The 12,829-nt window shown below is 65.4% G+C and carries 12 protein-coding genes and 2 tRNA genes; 9 read left to right on the top strand and 5 right to left on the bottom strand.

Features of this window, described 5'->3' with window-relative positions; translation table 11 throughout:
* The first annotated feature begins 42 nt into the window (after window positions 1–42).
* The 3 genes from AC5STI_RS08425 (at window position 43) to AC5STI_RS08435 (ending at window position 2,702) form a co-directional block, all read left to right on the top strand.
* Window positions 43–1,224: a 4Fe-4S double cluster binding domain-containing protein gene (locus AC5STI_RS08425; protein ID WP_495446342.1), complete on the top strand. Its 1,182-nt coding sequence runs from the start codon at window positions 43–45 to the stop codon at window positions 1,222–1,224.
* Between the two features lie 191 nt (window positions 1,225–1,415).
* The gene (locus tag AC5STI_RS08430; RefSeq protein WP_495446343.1) at window positions 1,416–2,327 is read left to right on the top strand and encodes a pirin family protein; all 912 of its coding nucleotides are present in this window, start codon (window positions 1,416–1,418) and stop codon (window positions 2,325–2,327) included.
* A gap of 72 nt (window positions 2,328–2,399) precedes the next feature.
* A complete protein-coding gene (locus tag AC5STI_RS08435; RefSeq protein ID WP_475046687.1) occupies window positions 2,400–2,702 on the top strand; it encodes an antibiotic biosynthesis monooxygenase family protein in 303 nt (100 codons plus the stop codon).
* Window positions 2,703–2,721: 19 nt separating this feature from the next.
* On the opposite strand, the gene AC5STI_RS08440 is transcribed toward AC5STI_RS08435, so the two are convergent.
* Entirely contained in the window at window positions 2,722–3,201 is a 480-nt protein-coding gene (locus AC5STI_RS08440) for a GNAT family N-acetyltransferase (protein WP_495446344.1), read from the bottom strand.
* On the bottom strand, window positions 3,198–3,785 hold the full coding sequence (locus AC5STI_RS08445) for a TetR/AcrR family transcriptional regulator (protein WP_495446345.1): 588 nt from the start codon (window positions 3,783–3,785) through the stop codon (window positions 3,198–3,200). The genes AC5STI_RS08440 and AC5STI_RS08445 overlap by 4 nt, the downstream gene beginning before the upstream one ends.
* 166 nt (window positions 3,786–3,951) lie before the next feature.
* Here AC5STI_RS08445 and AC5STI_RS08450 point away from each other — a divergent pair, with 166 nt between their 5' ends.
* The 6 genes from AC5STI_RS08450 (at window position 3,952) to AC5STI_RS08475 (ending at window position 9,029) form a co-directional block, all read left to right on the top strand.
* Entirely contained in the window at window positions 3,952–4,206 is a 255-nt protein-coding gene (locus AC5STI_RS08450; RefSeq protein WP_475046693.1) for a hypothetical protein, read from the top strand.
* A 115-nt stretch (window positions 4,207–4,321) separates the two neighbouring features.
* Window positions 4,322–5,608, top strand: coding sequence for a homoserine dehydrogenase (locus AC5STI_RS08455; RefSeq protein WP_495446346.1), 1,287 nt, complete (start codon window positions 4,322–4,324; stop codon window positions 5,606–5,608).
* Between the two features lie 155 nt (window positions 5,609–5,763).
* The gene (gene glpX, locus AC5STI_RS08460; RefSeq protein ID WP_495446347.1) at window positions 5,764–6,750 is read left to right on the top strand and encodes a class II fructose-bisphosphatase; all 987 of its coding nucleotides are present in this window, start codon (window positions 5,764–5,766) and stop codon (window positions 6,748–6,750) included.
* 116 nt (window positions 6,751–6,866) lie between these two features.
* Window positions 6,867–8,606 carry a single-stranded-DNA-specific exonuclease RecJ gene (recJ, locus tag AC5STI_RS08465; RefSeq protein ID WP_495446348.1) on the top strand — a complete coding sequence of 580 codons (1,740 nt, stop codon included), beginning with the start codon at window positions 6,867–6,869 and terminating at the stop codon, window positions 8,604–8,606.
* 104 nt (window positions 8,607–8,710) lie between these two features.
* Window positions 8,711–8,785, top strand: a tRNA-Glu gene (locus AC5STI_RS08470).
* 169 nt (window positions 8,786–8,954) lie between these two features.
* Window positions 8,955–9,029 (top strand) — tRNA-Glu (locus tag AC5STI_RS08475).
* A gap of 167 nt (window positions 9,030–9,196) precedes the next feature.
* Here AC5STI_RS08475 and AC5STI_RS08480 read toward each other — a convergent pair.
* The 3 genes from AC5STI_RS08480 to AC5STI_RS08490 form a co-directional block, all read right to left on the bottom strand.
* Complete coding sequence (locus tag AC5STI_RS08480) at window positions 9,197–10,255, bottom strand: diguanylate cyclase domain-containing protein (protein ID WP_495446349.1); 1,059 nt, start codon at window positions 10,253–10,255, stop codon at window positions 9,197–9,199.
* Window positions 10,252–10,839, bottom strand: coding sequence for a heme NO-binding domain-containing protein (locus tag AC5STI_RS08485; RefSeq protein ID WP_475046701.1), 588 nt, complete (start codon window positions 10,837–10,839; stop codon window positions 10,252–10,254). The genes AC5STI_RS08480 and AC5STI_RS08485 overlap by 4 nt, the downstream gene beginning before the upstream one ends.
* A 377-nt stretch (window positions 10,840–11,216) precedes the next feature.
* Window positions 11,217–12,776 carry a trimethylamine methyltransferase family protein gene (locus AC5STI_RS08490; RefSeq protein WP_495446350.1) on the bottom strand — a complete coding sequence of 520 codons (1,560 nt, stop codon included), beginning with the start codon at window positions 12,774–12,776 and terminating at the stop codon, window positions 11,217–11,219.
* Between the last annotated feature and the right edge of the window lie 53 nt (window positions 12,777–12,829).

Raw genomic sequence — 12,829 nt, forward strand, 5'->3', positions numbered from 1 at the left:
CCGGCCCTTGCCGGGTCCGGGATTGGCGGCTAGCGTCCGTCCATGCCCTGGCCCCACAACACACCGCCCCAGCGCGACGGCGATGCCGCCGCAGGCATCGACGTCACCGATGAATTCGAGCGGTTCTCGCAGCGCAACGACATCTTCACGCGCGCCTTTTGGGATGAGCGGGTGAAATCCAAACACACCGCCAAGTTCTTCGCCTCCTACCGGATGGAGGCTGCCCCGCGCCGCGGGGATGGCTTCGCCCAGCGCGACTTTGCCCTGCGCAACGCGGCCTGGCTGATATCCGACGTGGTCTCCGGCCGCCGGGCAGATGAAGGCATCCGCGAGGGGTTCCAGGCCGCCATCCGCCCCGACACGCCAGTCGCCAAGGAGGCGCTGGAGATAAGCGACCCGGCCAAAATGTCCGCCGAGGTGAAGCGCATTGCCAGGTTCTTTGGCGCCGGTCTCTGCGGCATCACCGATCTGGACGAACGCTGGCTCTATACCGCGCGCGTCGATGCCCGCGACATGTCCGAGGCGCCGCACGATCTGCCCGAGGGGCTGACCAGCGTGATCGTGCTGGGCCACGAGATGGACAAGGACCTGGTGGCCACCTACCCCTCCGCGCTGGCAGGCGCCGCGACGGGGCGGGAATACAGCCACGAGGCCTCCATCGTGATGCAGCTGGCCGCCTATATCCGCAACCTGGGCTATGAGGCGGTACCGTCGATGAATGACACCGGCCTGGTGATCCCCTATGCGGTCAAGGCGGGCTTGGGCGAATACGCCCGCAACCAGATGGTCATCACCCCGGAATTCGGGCCGCGCCTCAGGTTCTCCAAGATCTTCACCAATCTGCCGCTGGCCCATGACGTGCCGCAGCCGCTGGGGGTGAAGGCTTTTTGCGATATCTGCACCAAATGCGCCGATGCCTGTCCGGTGAAGGCGCTGCCCTACGGGCCACCCTCCACCGAAACCGCAAATGTCTCGGCCATCAAGGGGGTCAGGAAATGGACTTCGGATGCCGAAAAGTGCTTTTCCTTCTGGGCCAGGATGGCGTCTGACTGCGCCATCTGCATGCGGGTCTGCCCGTTCAACCGCGACTATTCCAAACGCCGCAACCGGTTGTGGCTGAAGCTGGCGCTTGGCCCGCTGCGCAAACTGGCGCTGCGGCTGTCCGCCAAACATGGCGCGCGGCGCAAACCCGCTGATTGGTGGGCCGCGTCTTCTCCCGGTTAGCACCGACAAGCGCGAGGGCTCCCGCCCGTCCTTGCTACCTGCGGCACCGCGTCCCGTTGGGCCGGGCAGCCCTGCGGGCTGCGGGGAAGGCAATTGTTCACCTGCGCACAACCTCCGTGTCCGGCAGCAGGTTTCAGGACGGCAGCGCACATCCTATCTTAGCGCAGTCAACGTTTACAGGAGGCATAGATATGTCCCTCAGACCCATTCTCGAAACCCGCGCCGCCCAGCCCCATACCGAGGGCGCCGGCGTCAAGCTGCACCGCGCCTTCGGCTTTCAGGACCCGTCGGAGCTGGACCCGTTCCTGCTGTTCGACGACTTCCGCAACGAAAACCCGGAGGACTACCTGCGCGGCTTCCCCTGGCATCCGCACCGCGGCATCGAGACCATCACTTATGTGCTGGCAGGCACGGTCGAGCACGGCGACTCGCTGGGCAACGAGGGCACCCTTGGCGCGGGCGACGTGCAATGGATGACCGCAGGCTCGGGCATCCTGCACCAGGAGATGCCTTCGGGCAACGCCAAGGGCCAGATGCACGGCTTCCAGCTGTGGGGCAACCTGCCCGCCAGCCAGAAGATGACTGCGCCGCGCTATCAGGACGTGAAGGGTGCCGACATTCCTGAGATCATCGACGATGACGGCACCCGCGTGAAGGTGATTGCCGGCGATTTCTGGGGCAAGCGCGGCCTGGTGGACGGCATTGCCGCCGACCCGCAGTACCTGGATGTTTACGTCCCGGCGGGCGTCAGGAAAACTCTGCCAATCGACACCTACCGCCGGGCGTTCGCCTATGTGTTCGAAGGCGAGGCCGCCTTTGCCGATGCCTCAGCCCCGCAAGGGGTGCTGCTGGAGAAGGAGGTCGCAGGCCAGGAGGTCAACATCCGCGACCTGTCCGGCGACCGCACCCTGATCCGCTTTGGCACCGGCGACGAAATCACCGTGCAGGCAGGCCCCGAAGGCGTGCGCTTCCTGCTGATCTCCGGCGCGCCGATCAATGAGCCGGTGGCCTGGCACGGGCCGATCGTGATGAACACCCAGGCCGAACTGCACCAAGCCTTCCGCGACCTGCGCAACGGGACTTTCATAAAGCCCGCGCACTGACCGGCTGCGGCCCGCCAATGGGACCCTTGATGTGATATACTCCCCCCGTCCAACGACCAGATGGGGGGAGAGATGATTATCCGGGTGTTCCGTGCCACCGTCCGCGACGACAAGATCCTCGACTTCAAGGATTTCCTTACCAACACCGCCGTGCCGCACGTGCGCCGCCAGCCGGGGCTGGTTTCGGTCACGGCCGGCCTGCCGCGTCCGGATTCGCCATCCACCTTCTGCGTGGTGATGGTGTGGGAGAGCATCGACGCGCTGCAGGCCTTTGCCGGCGAGGACTGGGAGCAGCCGCATGTGCTGCCGGAGGAGGACCCGATGGTGCTGAGCCGCCAGATCGACCACTACGACATGATCGGCCTGCTGAGCTGACAGGCTGCCCCCGCGGGCCTCAGCCGTCCGCGCACCATCTGTAGACGGTCTCCCCGACCGCAGGCTGGGGCGTGAACCCCGCCTTCTCCAGCACCCGGGCCGAGGCCGCGTTCTCCTGCATGACACCGCCGCTCAGGCAAATGCCGCTGCCGCTGAAATGCGCCTGCAAGCCGCTGATCAGCTCGCTCGCCAGCCCCTGGCCCCAGGCGGCTTCGGCCAACAGATAGCCAAGGTTGCGGGTTTTGCTGCCGTCCTCCGGATAAGACAGGATCAGCAGCCCGATGCCCTGCCCCTCCGCCTTGCGCAAGCCAGCAACTTCAGCCTGCTGTGCGACCGCCGCCAGGAATTCCCGCCGGGCCTGATCGCTGTTCTGCGCCTGGAAGCCCTCCGGCAGCCATTGCACTACCTTCGGCGCAAACAGTTCAGCCAGTTCCGCCGCTGTCAGATCCTGCCAGCGCACCGCACGCAGCCGGCTGGTTTGCAGCTCCAGCAGGCTCATGCGCTGACCGCCTTCTGCACCATGTCCCAATAGACCCGCTCCACCTCATCCAGCGAGAGCCGCCCTTCGGACCGGTACCAGGTGTTGACGCCGTTCAGCATCGCAATCACCGCCAGCGTAGCGATCTTGGTGTCAGCGATGGAGAAAACCCCCTGCTCCACACCTTCCTTCAGGATCCCCTCCACCCCGTTCTCATAGTCGCGGCGCAGCGATTCGATGACGGTGAAGTTTTCCTCCGTGAGGTTGCGCAGCTCCATGTAGGCGATGAACACCGCATCCGGGCGCTCCAGGTGAAATCGGATATGGAACCCGGTGAAGGCCCGCAGCCGGTCCATCGCCCCCGCCGCCCGCGGCACCGCGTCCCAGGCGGCCTGCAGCTCTTCCATGTGGCGGGACATCAGGCTGAACAGCAGGCTCTGCTTGTCCGGCGTGTAATTGTACAGCGCCCCGGCCTGTACCCCGACCTCCTTGGCGATCTGGCGCATCGACACGGCGGCATAGCCGTGCTGGGCAAACAGCCGCAAAGCCGCCTCGCGGATGCGGGGGCCGGTGATATCGGAATGGGAACCTTGGGTGCGTGCCATGCCGGAAACTGTAACTGAACAAGCGTTCATATAAAAGAGAGAATGCAGCCGCCGCCCTCTGTAGCCTCACCGTCCGGCAAAGCCAACGCCCCCAGCGGCGGGAATTCAATTGTGCCGGCGCGCAGGAGCCCCTAGAACCGGCAGAGCGGAACAAGGGGTTTAGGCAATGCAGACTTGGGCGCGGATCACTTTCCTCCTGGCTTTGACGGGCGCTGCCGCCTGCACCCGGGTGCCCGAGCTGGAGGACCGGCTGACCCCGGACCTGCGCGGCGCCGGCTACCCCAAGCTTCTGCCGCTGGATAACGCGCTGGAGCCGCTGGACCCGCCGCAGCAGGCCGGCGAAGAACTGCAGCAGGAGCTCGACGCCCGCAGCGCCCGGTTGCAGCGCCGGGCTGAGGCCGTAAAAAACGCCGAATTCTGACCGCTTCCCGGCATTCCCCGCTGCTTCTGCCCGCCCCAAGCGGCAGCGGCGTTGCACGCTCGCGCCGAACCCGATAAGGCGGGGCTGAGCATTTCGGAATAAAGGACCTCCAGCTATGACAGAACCGCTTCGTCTTGGGATTGCAGGTTTGGGCACGGTTGGCATCGGCGTGGTGAAGATCATCCGCCGCCATGCTGCGCTGCTGGAGGCACGGACCGGGCGCCCGGTGGTGATTTCCGCCGTATCGGCCCGCGACGCCAGCAAAGACCGCGGTGTGTCGCTGAGCGACTACGCCTGGGAAACCGACCCGGTGGCGCTGGCGGTGCGCGACGACGTGGATGTGTTTGTCGAGCTGATGGGCGGCCACGAAGGCGCCGCCAAGGCTGCGACCGAGGCTGCACTGGCCGCGGGCAAGGATGTGGTCACCGCCAACAAAGCGCTGCTGGCGATTCACGGACAGGCGCTGGCCGAGCAGGCCGAAGCCGCAGGCCGGGTGATCCGTTTCGAGGCCGCTGTTGCCGGCGGCATCCCGGTGATCAAATCGCTGACCGAAGGCCTGGCCGGCAATGAGATCATCCGCATCATGGGTGTGATGAACGGCACCTGCAACTACATCCTGACCCAGATGCAGGCCACCGAACAGGGCTACAACGCGCTGTTCGAGGAATGCGGCCGTCTGGGATACCTGGAAGCCGATCCGAACCTTGACGTGGGCGGCATCGACGCAGGCCACAAGCTGGCGCTGCTGGCCTCCATCGCCTTTGGCACCAAACCCGACTTTGACAGCGTGCAGTTGGAAGGCATTCAGCGCATCCAGCTGGAAGACATCCACGCCGCCGCCGACATGGGCTACCGCATCAAGTTGCTGGGCGTTGCGCAGCGCTCCGCCCGCGGGCTGGAACAGCGCATGTCGCCCTGCCTGGTGCCTGCCGACTCGCCGCTGGGCCAGCTGGAAGGCGGCACCAACATGGTGGTGATCGAAGGCGACTCGATCGAGCAGGTGGTGCTGCGCGGCCCTGGCGCCGGCGAAGGCCCGACCGCCAGCGCGGTGATGGGCGATGTGCTGGACCTGGCCCGCGGCCTGCGGATTGCCACCTTCGGCCAGCCGGCAGAAACCCTGCAGGAGGCGCCTGCCGCCCAGACCGGCCTGCCCGCGCCCTTCTATCTGCGCATGGGGCTTCTGGACAAACCCGGCGCGCTGGCCAAGGTGGCGGCAATCCTCGGTGAGGCCGGCGTCTCCATCGACCGGATGCGCCAGTACGGCCACTCCGCGCCGGTTGCTCCCGTGCTGATCGTCACCCACAAATGCACCCGCGCCACCCTGGACGCGGCGCTGGACGGTCTCGCGGCCACCGATGTGGTCGACGGCACCCCCGTCGCCCTGCGCATCGAAGAGGTCTGAACCTCCCCGCTCCGCAGAAATCAGCCGTTTTGCACGCCGCGGCGGGGCTTTCCTGCCGGGGCGAACGCTATCTTCCCTTGCGACCTGGCCCCGCCCCGCGCTATTCGGCTTGAAACGCCCATTTACATCTGACCCGTTGAGACAGGATTTCCGGTATGACTTCGAACACCTCTGACGCGCCCTTTTATGACCGCATGCTGTCGCTGGGCCTCGCCCGCGTTGCTGAGCAGGCGGCCCTGGCCTCTGCCTCGCTGATCGGCCGCGGCGACGAAAAGGCTGCCGACCAGGCCGCCGTCAACGCCATGCGTGAGCAGCTGAACCTGCTGGACATCGCCGGCGTGGTGGTGATTGGCGAAGGCGAGCGCGACGAGGCGCCGATGCTCTACATCGGCGAGGAAGTCGGCACCGGCAACGGCCCCGGCGTCGACATCGCGCTGGACCCGCTGGAAGGCACGACCCTGACCGCCAAGGACATGCCCAACGCGCTGACCGTGATCGCCATGGGCCCGCGCGGCTCGATGCTGCACGCGCCGGACACTTACATGGACAAGCTGGCCATCGGCCCGGGCTTTGCCGAAGGCGTGGTGTCGCTTGAGATGTCCCCGCGCGAACGGGTCGAGGCATTGGCCAAGGCCAAGGGCTGCGCGGCATCCGACATCACCGTCTGCATCCTGGAACGCCCCCGCCACGAGGCGATGATCGCCGAAGTGCGTGAGACCGGCGCCTCGATCCGGCTGATTACCGACGGCGACGTGGCCGGCGTGATGCACTGCGCCGAAAGCGGCACCACCGGCATCGACATGTACATGGGCCAGGGCGGCGCTCCGGAAGGCGTGCTGGCAGCCGCAGCGCTGAAATGCATGGGCGGCCAGATCTTCGGCCGTCTGCTGTTCCGCAACGACGACGAAAAGGGCCGCGCTGCCAAGGCGGGCATCACCGATCTGGACCGCATCTATACCCGCGACGAAATGGTTACCCAGGACGTGATCTTTGCCGCCACCGGCGTGACCGGCGGCTCGCTGCTGCCGCGCATCAAGCGCCAGCCGGGCTGGGTCGAAACCACCACCCTGCTGATGCGCTCCAAGACCGGCTCGGTGCGCCGCATGTCCTACCGCACACCGCTGGCACCGCATCAGATGTAAGCCGGTCCTGCGCGGGCAGGAAGCGGCTTGCGCCGCTGCCTCCGGCGGGAGTATTTGAAGAAAGATGAAAGGGCCGGATCCGCATTGGGTCCGGCCTTTGCGCATGGGGGAGACGCATGAGCTTTTTGGGTGTTGAGCAGTCCTTGAGCGGGCGCCGCTGGGTCGGACCCGGCGTGGAGGTGGACCGGGCGTCGGAAATGATGGTGCAGCAGACCGGCCTGCCCCGTTCGGTTTGCCAGGTGCTGGCCCGCCGCGGCGTTCCGGCGATGGAGGCCAAGGGTTTCCTGGAGCCTCGGCTGAAGGAACTGCTGCCCGACCCGCGCGAGATGAAGGACATGGAGGCCGCCGCCGCCCGGTTCCTGGAGGCGGTGCGGCGCAAGCAGCGGATTGCGGTCTTTGCCGATTATGACGTCGACGGCGGCAGCTCCGCCGCGCTGCTGCTGGTCTGGCTGCGCCAGATGGGGCTGCAGGCGACGCTCTACATCCCCGACCGCATCGACGAAGGTTACGGCCCCAACGTGCCCGCCATGCAGGAACTGGCCGCCGCCCACGACCTGATCATCTGCGTCGATTGCGGCACCCTCAGCCATGAGCCGATCGCGGCTGCCAAGGGCGCCGATGTGATCGTGCTGGACCACCACCTGGGCGGCGAGACGCTGCCGGAGTGCGTGGCAGTAGTGAATCCCAACCGGCAGGACGAAAGCGGCGACCTGGGCTATTTCTGTGCTGCTGGTGTGGTGTTCCTGATGCTGGTGGAGGCCGGGCGGCAGCTGCGCGAGGCGGGTGCCAAGGGCCCGGATCTGATGGCGCTGCTGGATCTTGTGGCGCTGGCGACCGTCGCCGACGTGGCGCCGCTGATCGGCGCCAACCGGGCGCTGGTGCGCCAGGGGCTGAAAGTTATGGCGGCGCGCAAGCGCCCCGGGCTGGTGGCGCTGTCCGATGTCAGCCGCATGGATTCGGCGCCCTCCACCTATCACCTCGGCTTCCTGCTGGGGCCGCGGGTCAATGCCGGCGGCCGGATCGGCAAGGCCGATCTGGGCGCGCGGCTGCTGTCCACCGACAACCCGCATGAGGCCGCCGCCCTGGCCGAACGGCTGGACCAGCTGAACACCGAACGCCGCGATATTGAAAACGCGGTGCGCGCTGCCGCGCTTGATCAGGCCGAAGCACGCGGGCTGGAGGCGCCGCTGGTCTGGGCCGCTGGCGAAGGCTGGCATCCGGGCGTGGTGGGCATCGTCGCCTCGCGCCTCAAGGAGGCCGCCAACCGGCCCGCCATCGTCATCGGTTTCGACGGGGAAGAGGGGAAAGGCTCAGGGCGTTCGGTGTCCGGTGTCGATCTTGGCGCCTCGATCCAGCGGCTGGCCGCCGAAGGCCTGCTGGTCAAGGGCGGCGGCCACAAGATGGCCGCGGGCCTCACGGTGATGCGGGACAAGCTGGAAACGGCGATGGAGCGCCTCAGTGAACTGCTGGCCAAACAGGGCGCAGGCCAGGGCGGCCCTGCCGACCTGAAACTGGACGGCGCGCTGATGCCCGGCGCTGCCACGGTGGACCTGATCGGGCAGATCGAACAGGCCGGCCCCTTTGGCGCCGGCGCCCCTGCCCCGCGCTACGCCCTGCCAGACCTGCAGGTGCGCTTTGCCAAGAAGATCGGCGAAAGCCACCTGAAACTGTCGCTCAGCGACGGGATGGGCGGCGGCGTGGATGCGATCTGCTTTGGCGCTTTTGACACGGACCTGGGCCCTCGGCTGCTGGAGCACGGCGGCGCCCGCTTCCATTTCGCCGGACGGCTGGAGATCAACACCTGGGGCGGCCGCCAAAGCCCGCAATTGCGCCTGGAAGACGCTGCCGAAGCGTGAGATTTCAAAGGCTTGCAGCCTGTGGATAAGAAAATGCGCGAATGCGTATTTTTTCTCTTGCGGGTTCCGGCGCTAATAACTAAATACCCGCTCACGCACTGAGTGGCCCGTTCGTCTATCGGTTAGGACGCCAGGTTTTCAACCTGGAAAGAGGGGTTCGATTCCCCTACGGGCTGCCACTTTCCCCACCCCGCACAGATCATTCAAACGCGCCTATGGTGCGGTTTTTTGCGTTTATTTTCAGCAAATTAACCCAGCAGAGCGGCGTGCAAAAAATCTTCGCATTTCTGCAAAAATCCTCTTGCGCCCGGCAGACGCAATCAGTAAACACCGCCTCACAGACAGAGTGGCCCGTTCGTCTATCGGTTAGGACGCCAGGTTTTCAACCTGGAAAGAGGGGTTCGATTCCCCTACGGGCTGCCACTTTCTCCGGAAAACAGATACAAGGGTTCGCTTGAGCAAAAGCGGAGTCTATCACTCGGCTTTCCGCTATGAGCAGAAGCCGCCGCCCAAGCCGCTTGCCGGTATCACCCTGAACCGCGGCCGGAATTCCGCCCACGGTTCAGTTCAGAGTGCTGAAGATATGCCGGTCAGGAAGCAGGACCGCCCGCCGCTTGCTGCGGGTCAGCCGCGCGGCTGTCACACGCGCCTGCGACCGTGTCGTCCTTCTCCATGCCTTCACGGTAGAAGCAGTGCTGCGCCCGCCCCGCCCGCTTGGCCGCATAAAGCGCCAGGTCCGCCTGGTTCAGCAGCTGCTGCGCATCCGGGACCTTCTGCCAGGTCGACAAGGTGGTGCCGGCGCTGGCGGAGATCCGGCAGGTCTGGGCGCCAAAGGGAATCGGCTCCTCCAGCTGCTGGATCAGCCGCTTGGCAATCGCCGCCAGCCGCGCCGTGTCCAGCACGCCCTCGAGGATCATCACGAACTCATCGCCGCCCACCCGGGCCACAGTGTCCGACTGGCGGGTGCATTCCACCATGATCCGCGCCGCCTGCTGCAGCACCGCATCGCCCGCCGCATGGCCCAGCGTGTCATTCACCTGCTTGAAGAAGTCCAGGTCGAGGTGCATCAGCGCAAACTCGCGGCCGCTGGAAATCAGCCGTGCCAGCACGTGATCCATCGCGCGGCGGTTCTTGAGCCCGGTCAGCGTATCGGTAAAGGCCTGCTCCTCGGCGGCGATCTTGGCCCCCTGCAGACGCAGGTTGAGCTGGCGCGACGCCTCCATCGCGGCGGATTTCGCCTCCACCAGATAGAGCATCTCGATCGTCAGATCGGTGGGCGAGAAATCGGCGCTTGTCAGGTCGTAGTCGCGCACCGCTTCCAGAACGGAAATCCCGAAGGACAGGTTGATGAACGCGCCCTGCCCGTCCGGCAGCGGTGTGCAAACCCCCTTGAGCCCGGTCTGAGGCGCGTCGCGGAACTGCAGGTGCAGCTTGCTGCCGGAAGTGCGCAGCAGGTCCTCCACCGATCGCACCGACCGCGGCCGGGACAGATCGAAGACGCGAAAAAACCGCCGCCCTTCCCAGCTCAGCTGCGGACGCAGCTTTCTCAAGGTCGGACCGGCAGAGACAATCCGCCCCTTGGCATCGACAATCGCGTACATCGGACAGACAACGCCCGCCATCTGCGTCAGCTGCTGCAGTGTCATCATAGCGAGTGCGCCCCCAAATCGAATTCGCGCCCGGCGGCGAACTTGGTTTCCACCAGGGTGATGGAAATCACTTCGGCACCGCCCTGGGTGCCGCTGTGATCAAGGAACACCAGATCGCCATAGTCGTCGGCCATTGCCCGCAACACGCCCATCAGAACATAGGCATAGCCCGGCAGCCCCGGCTGGCAGACCAGCTCGAACTGCTGCGGCGCCTGCTCTACCAGCTCCAGCCCGGGCAAATGCAGATCCGAGACCGCCAGCCGTGCCCGGTCGGGCAAGTCATCCAGCGAATGCAGGAATTCCACGTAATTCACGCCGCCAAAGCGCAAGAGCCGCCGCAGCGCCTCCACCTGCGGGTTGGACACCAGAAATGTGCCCATGTCCTCCAGCATTTCGGGCAGAGGGCGTGCCAGAACCTTTTCCATCGCCGCCAGCATCCGGCCCGATTGCTCGTCGGTGTAAAACAGCATTGCTTCGAACTCGGTAAACCCGAGCCCGGCCTCCTCCATAACCTCTTCCCAGCGGTCCGCCCCGTAGGTACTGGTCACAAAAGCCTGAATCGCCCTGTTGATCAGACCGTGCATGCAATGGCCCCTCTTTTCCCATGCCATAGTCTTGACGCCTGCGGGTTAAGAAAGGCCCAACAAAGCAAATTTGGGTGATGGATCGCGCTCATTTCCACGTTTTTTTGTTCTGCACCAGCCCTGCCCGTCCCGCAAAGAACCCTGACCAGCGCGTAATGCGATCATAATCCGGCTGCCGGACCCTGGCCATTCGAATCCGGCAATGGACCCTGCTTGCCGCGTCGGGTCCCGCGCGTCACTACTGGACCGGCTGACGCACCGAGGCAAGACCGCGGCGCGCCGGGCACACCAGACCGGCGGGATCTGACCTGCCGGCAGTCTTCCAAACAAAAAAGCGGAGGGTCACCCCTCCGCTTCTTGCCAGCCGCACACCGGTTTCAGAAGTCGGTGGGCGCCCCGCCCTCGGACTTGCGGCGGGCGACGAAGTCCGCCAGCTCGTCACGGATCGCGGGATCCATCGGCGGCTCCTCGAAATCGGCAATGATTTCCTTGAACAGCTTATGGGCGCGCTGCGCGGTCCAGGTGGCACCCGCCGCCTCCCAGGCCTCATAGTTGCGCCAATCGCTCAGGAACGGCTGGTAAAAGGCGTTGGCATAACGGTCCTGGGTGTGCTGGACACCAAAGAAGTGGCCGTCGTTGCCAACCTCCTTGATTGCATCCAGCGCGATCTCTTCCGGGCCGGTGGCCGAGATCTGCGGCTGCATGTAGCGTTCGATCTGCTGCAGGATTTCGCAATCCATGATGAACTTCTCCGGGCTGGCAATCAGCCCGCCCTCCAGCCAGCCGGCCGCGTGGTAAACCATGTTGGTGCCCGACTGCACCGCCGCCCACAGCGAGTTCGAGGTCTCCCAAACCGCCTGCCCGTCCGGCACGTTCGCCGCGCAGACGCCCGAGGACCGCATCGGCAGCCCGTAGAACCGTGCCATCTGCCCGGTCATCTGGGTCGAGCGCATGTACTCCGGCGTGCCGAACGCAGGCGCGCCCGATTTCATGTCCACGTTCGACGTAAACGTGCCGATCACGCAGGGCGTGCCGGGGCGCACATACTGGAAAAGGGCAATCGCACACAGGCTCTCGGCAATCGACTGCGCCACCGCGCCCGCCATCGTCACCGGCGCCATCGCGCCCGCCAGGGTAAAGGGCGAGACCACAATGGCCTGCCCGCGCCGCGCCAGCCGCAGGCAGCCGTCGATCATCGGAAAATCGTGTTTCAGCGGCGAGGTGGAGTTGATGTTGGTGTACATATGCGGCTTGGCGTCGAACTCCTCATGGCTGAGCCCGCCCGCAATCCGCACCATTTCCATCACATCCTCGACCCGCTCCTTGCCCAAGCTGTAGGCATGCATCGCCTTGTCGGTCAGGGTCAGCTTGTCATAAAGCACATCCAGATGGCGGACCGAGGCATGAATGTCCACCGGCTCCACCGGGTAGCCGCCGGCAAAGTGGATGCAGTTGAAATACTGGGTCAGCTTCAGCAGGTTGCGGCATTGCTCACGGTTGCCGGCCACCTTCCTGTTCAGCTCCATGTCCCAGTAGTTCGGCGGCGAGGACACATTGCCGAACAGGATGTGGTTACCGCCCAGCGGGATCGTCCGGTCCGGGTTGCGCGGAGTGATCGAGAATTCGCGGGGTGCCTTGCCCACCATCTCCATCACGAAATCCCGGTCCATTTTGACCAGCTCGCCCTCGACCTTGACGCCGGCCTGTTTGAAGATCTCCAGCGCTTCCGGGTTCAGGAACACCACGCCGATCTCCTCCAGAATGCGCATGGCGCCCTCGTGGATGGCCTGAACGCCTTCCTCCGTCAAAGGTTCGGTCGGCCGGTCGATGTTGACCGGGACCTGCCAGGGCATCTGCTCCAATGCCGCGCTGCCGCGCCGGGCGGCTGCGCCTGCCCTGCCCCCGCCCCGCCTCTTGCGTGCGCCTGTGTCTGCCATGCCGGTCTCCCCTAGATCCGATTTTCGCAAATGCTGATAGCCATCCACTGTGC

The sequence above is a fragment of the Leisingera sp. CC-HEC096 genome (assembly GCF_059429235.1).

Coding starts and splice junctions, on each gene's coding strand:
- AC5STI_RS08425 (WP_495446342.1), top strand. CDS start 43: ATGCCCTGGCCCCACAACACACCGCCCCAGCGCGACGGCGATGCCGCC.
- AC5STI_RS08430 (WP_495446343.1), top strand. CDS start 1,416: ATGTCCCTCAGACCCATTCTCGAAACCCGCGCCGCCCAGCCCCATACC.
- AC5STI_RS08435 (WP_475046687.1), top strand. CDS start 2,400: ATGATTATCCGGGTGTTCCGTGCCACCGTCCGCGACGACAAGATCCTC.
- AC5STI_RS08440 (WP_495446344.1), bottom strand. CDS start 3,201: ATGAGCCTGCTGGAGCTGCAAACCAGCCGGCTGCGTGCGGTGCGCTGG.
- AC5STI_RS08445 (WP_495446345.1), bottom strand. CDS start 3,785: ATGGCACGCACCCAAGGTTCCCATTCCGATATCACCGGCCCCCGCATC.
- AC5STI_RS08450 (WP_475046693.1), top strand. CDS start 3,952: ATGCAGACTTGGGCGCGGATCACTTTCCTCCTGGCTTTGACGGGCGCT.
- AC5STI_RS08455 (WP_495446346.1), top strand. CDS start 4,322: ATGACAGAACCGCTTCGTCTTGGGATTGCAGGTTTGGGCACGGTTGGC.
- glpX (WP_495446347.1), top strand. CDS start 5,764: ATGACTTCGAACACCTCTGACGCGCCCTTTTATGACCGCATGCTGTCG.
- recJ (WP_495446348.1), top strand. CDS start 6,867: ATGAGCTTTTTGGGTGTTGAGCAGTCCTTGAGCGGGCGCCGCTGGGTC.
- AC5STI_RS08480 (WP_495446349.1), bottom strand. CDS start 10,255: ATGATGACACTGCAGCAGCTGACGCAGATGGCGGGCGTTGTCTGTCCG.
- AC5STI_RS08485 (WP_475046701.1), bottom strand. CDS start 10,839: ATGCACGGTCTGATCAACAGGGCGATTCAGGCTTTTGTGACCAGTACC.
- AC5STI_RS08490 (WP_495446350.1), bottom strand. CDS start 12,776: ATGGCAGACACAGGCGCACGCAAGAGGCGGGGCGGGGGCAGGGCAGGC.